The following is a 3,217-nucleotide window of genomic DNA, read 5'->3' as shown; positions in this document are numbered from 1 at the left end:
GTCCTGATGAGCTTGATAAAGCAGATGAAACATTAAGACAAGAATATCTTAAAAACAAAGAATTTAAATTAATTAAAAGTATTAAGTAGATTGGTTATAATAAAACAATTTATCTATATTAGGAGTAAATTTGCAAATTCCTATTTATTCTAAACTCAAAACAAAGCTAGAAAGCAAAGGAATAGACAATATATCAAGTGGACAAATTGCTTGGTTTGTGTGTAGCTTGATTCTTGCTTTGGTAACTTATATTATTCTAACTTTTCACTACATTTACATTAGTTATGGTAAATATGATAAGAATTTATTTTTATTAATATTTGATAGAAATGCAATAGAGTTATTTGTTATTGTATATTCTTGCATAATGTTTAATTTATTATATATTTATAATGCCATTCCTTTGGTTTTATCTGCGGTATTTATATTTTTAGCATTTTATTTTTCTAGTTTAAGCTTGTTTATTGTTGGTTGTTGTGGTATAGGAGTATTTTTCTTAATATCCATTTTTAAAAGAAAGTTTATGTTTAGTGTTTTACTATTCGCCTTGGGTTATACTTGCACATTGTTCTTTTTTTATGGACTGGCAACATATTAGAAAGGATTTTATAAATGAAATATTATGCAACGATTTATATTGATGAGTTTTTAGAATATGAAATATTAGTTAGTCTTTATAATGGAAACGGCTTAGATTTCACCCACGCTTTCTTAGGACTTACCAAAGGCAAAAGTCCTGATGAGCTTGATAAAGCAGATGAAACATTAAGACAAGAATATCTTAAAAACAAAGAATGGGACAAGATAGATCAAAAATGGTATGAAGCTAAAGAACCTAATGAATTCAATGATGGTTTTTGGGGTTTTGGAACTGGAATTGCTAATGTTGCAGAATCTCTTATAGGATCTCCTGGCAAAGTATTTAACAATAACCAATATGTATTAGATAGCAATATTGATAAAAATTGTTATATTATTAAAAAACTAAGAAGCCCCCAAGCTTTCAAACCCTCTAATCGTTGCACTTTAGAACTTTCTAAAGAACAATATGAAATCCTACTTGCAAATATTAAAAATGATTTTAATACTACAAAAGAAATTACACCTAATAGCAAAGAACCAATCAATGAAGAATTTACCTATAAGCTTCTTGAAAACAACTGCGTTACTTGGGTTATTCAAAAACTTTCTGATATAGGAATAGAGCTTATTGATGATGAATATAAAGTGCCTGGAAATTTGATAGATATCTTTGGCTTGATCAAATCTCTTCACTCTATCTTTTTGAAATTTCAAAACATTGATGATAATTTACAAAGCGTAAAAGGTGCAAGAGCTTTTATTACTTGGACTAGATCTATGCTAGATAATAATTATATATGTTATGTAAATCAGGAAAATTTAGAAAAGAAAATACAAACTTTTTGTAAAAAAGATATAGAAAATCAAAGATATTATGAAAGTATTAAAAAATTTTATGATAAAGCCTCCCAACTTAAAAGTATATATAATAAATTAGATTTTTGTTTGGAATCTATCACTAAAAAATTTAATACAAGCATAAAAGGCGATTTTGAATTGATTTATTTCGATAGAAAAGATAGACAAATTAAACTTTTAAAAGCAGATAATGATTATGAAGCTATTGCGATACAAGATTTAGATTTGAGTCAAAAATATAATAATTTTAGTGTGAGTAAGTTTTATCCTTTTATTTTTATACCTAAAGATGAAATGCTTTCAAGAATGCTTTATCATAAATATGATTATGGTAATATCTCACAAGAATATCAAAAAGATAGAAATGAATTTTATTTTAATGTTTTAGCAGGAGAAAAAAGCGATAAATACTGGAGTTTAAGTTATCATAAAATGACTAAAAATTTAAGGAAAATTCATGCCTCTTGAAAAAGTAAAAGAAACAATTTTTGCTAATGATAAAGAAGTGATTGATTGTGAAGTCTTAAGGGCTAAAAATGTTGATTTAACTCATTCTAAAATTTATTTTCAAGGTATACTCCTTACAGGCTCAAATGAACTTCCTAACAATCCTTTTTACTTTGGAGAATTAGATCAAGATAATACTATAAAACAAGATACACCTAGTTATTATTTTTCTCCTAAAGATGAAAGCAGTGGCAAAGGAAGACTTAGCATCTTTTATAAAAATGATGAACTTTGTTTGCTTAATTATTCTATTATAGAAAATTCTTTAAATATTAAATTAGAATGTTTAAGCAAACAAAGCTTAGAGTATAAAGACTTAATTTCAAACACTTTAAAAGAACAAAAAACCACACAAGTAGATAAAAAACAAGCTATAGCTAAACTTCATGCTCTTTTAGAAAATCAAAACCTAGAATGTATCCATGGAGGTAAAGTCATACTTAAATCAAACAAAGGAAAAACTTTTAAAGATGATGGTGTGCCTATAATGCTAGAAAGTGATTTATTAAACTCTAGTATAGTAGCTTGTCCTAATACTATAGCAGGTGTAAGTGTTCCTTGTACTAAAGTTGTTAATGTAAAAGGATCCTTATCTCAAAAGAAAGTCAATAATGAATATGTAATCTTACAAGAACTCATATCAGCTTGTATTAGTGATAAAGGTTTTCCTTTAAAAGTAAGCTTTACTCCTACTAAGTTTAAATTTGATCACAGCTTTAATCCTAAAGAGGGCTTAGGAGAACAAAGTAAAAATCAAATAGAGTTAAAAGAACCTATAATAAGACTTCATTATAAAAGTGATAGATTTCAAAAAGATAATTTACCTATCTATAATCTTTTAATCAATAATGAAAAAAAAGAACAAAATAAGGCTTTAAATGAATTTAATATAGATTTAAAAGATTTAAAAGATATAGAGGATATAAATATTCTTAATCAATTCAAACAAGACTTTAGTAAAGATTATGAATTTAAAGAATTAAATCTTAGCTTTGATACTAATTTAATCAAACTTTATTTTATTATCCCAAAAAACATTGCTAAAGTTTATAAAAGTGCTTATAAGGAATTTGAAAATAAAGATTTAGGAGTAGGGTATTTTACACAGCTACATGAGTATGATAAAATCATCAAAAATGCTTTAGAAGATAATAAAGAATTAAACGAATATCATTTTAGTTTTTTAGCTCCTGCAAAAATGCAAAATTTAAAACTTCAAATCGCACAAGGACTAGATGAAATCTTAGAAGATGAAGATAGAAAACAAGAG

3 protein-coding genes are annotated in these 3,217 nt (G+C 26.0%); all 3 read left to right on the top strand.

Annotation, left to right across the window (positions count from 1 at the left end):
• Positions 1 to 130 precede the first annotated feature (130 nt).
• A complete protein-coding gene (locus AJ884_RS07125; RefSeq protein WP_002799345.1) occupies positions 131 to 598 on the top strand; it encodes a hypothetical protein in 468 nt (155 codons plus the stop codon).
• 14 nt (positions 599 to 612) lie between these two features.
• Positions 613 to 1,908 (top strand): hypothetical protein, encoded by a 1,296-nt coding sequence (locus tag AJ884_RS10125; RefSeq protein WP_057033579.1) that lies wholly within the window; start codon positions 613 to 615, stop codon positions 1,906 to 1,908.
• Positions 1,909 to 2,182: 274 nt separating this feature from the next.
• Positions 2,183 to 3,217 (top strand): hypothetical protein (locus AJ884_RS07115; protein WP_186820848.1); only part of this gene is annotated, 1,035 nt, incomplete at its 3' end.

Source organism: Campylobacter sp. BCW_6463 (assembly GCF_001762785.1).
Classification (GTDB): Bacteria; Campylobacterota; Campylobacteria; order Campylobacterales; family Campylobacteraceae; genus Campylobacter_D; species Campylobacter_D jejuni.
The sequence above is the reverse complement of the archived record's forward strand: the minus strand, read 5'-3'. Positions and strand labels throughout refer to the sequence as shown.

Coding starts and splice junctions, on each gene's coding strand:
- AJ884_RS10125 (WP_057033579.1), top strand. CDS start 613: ATGAAATATTATGCAACGATTTATATTGATGAGTTTTTAGAATATGAA.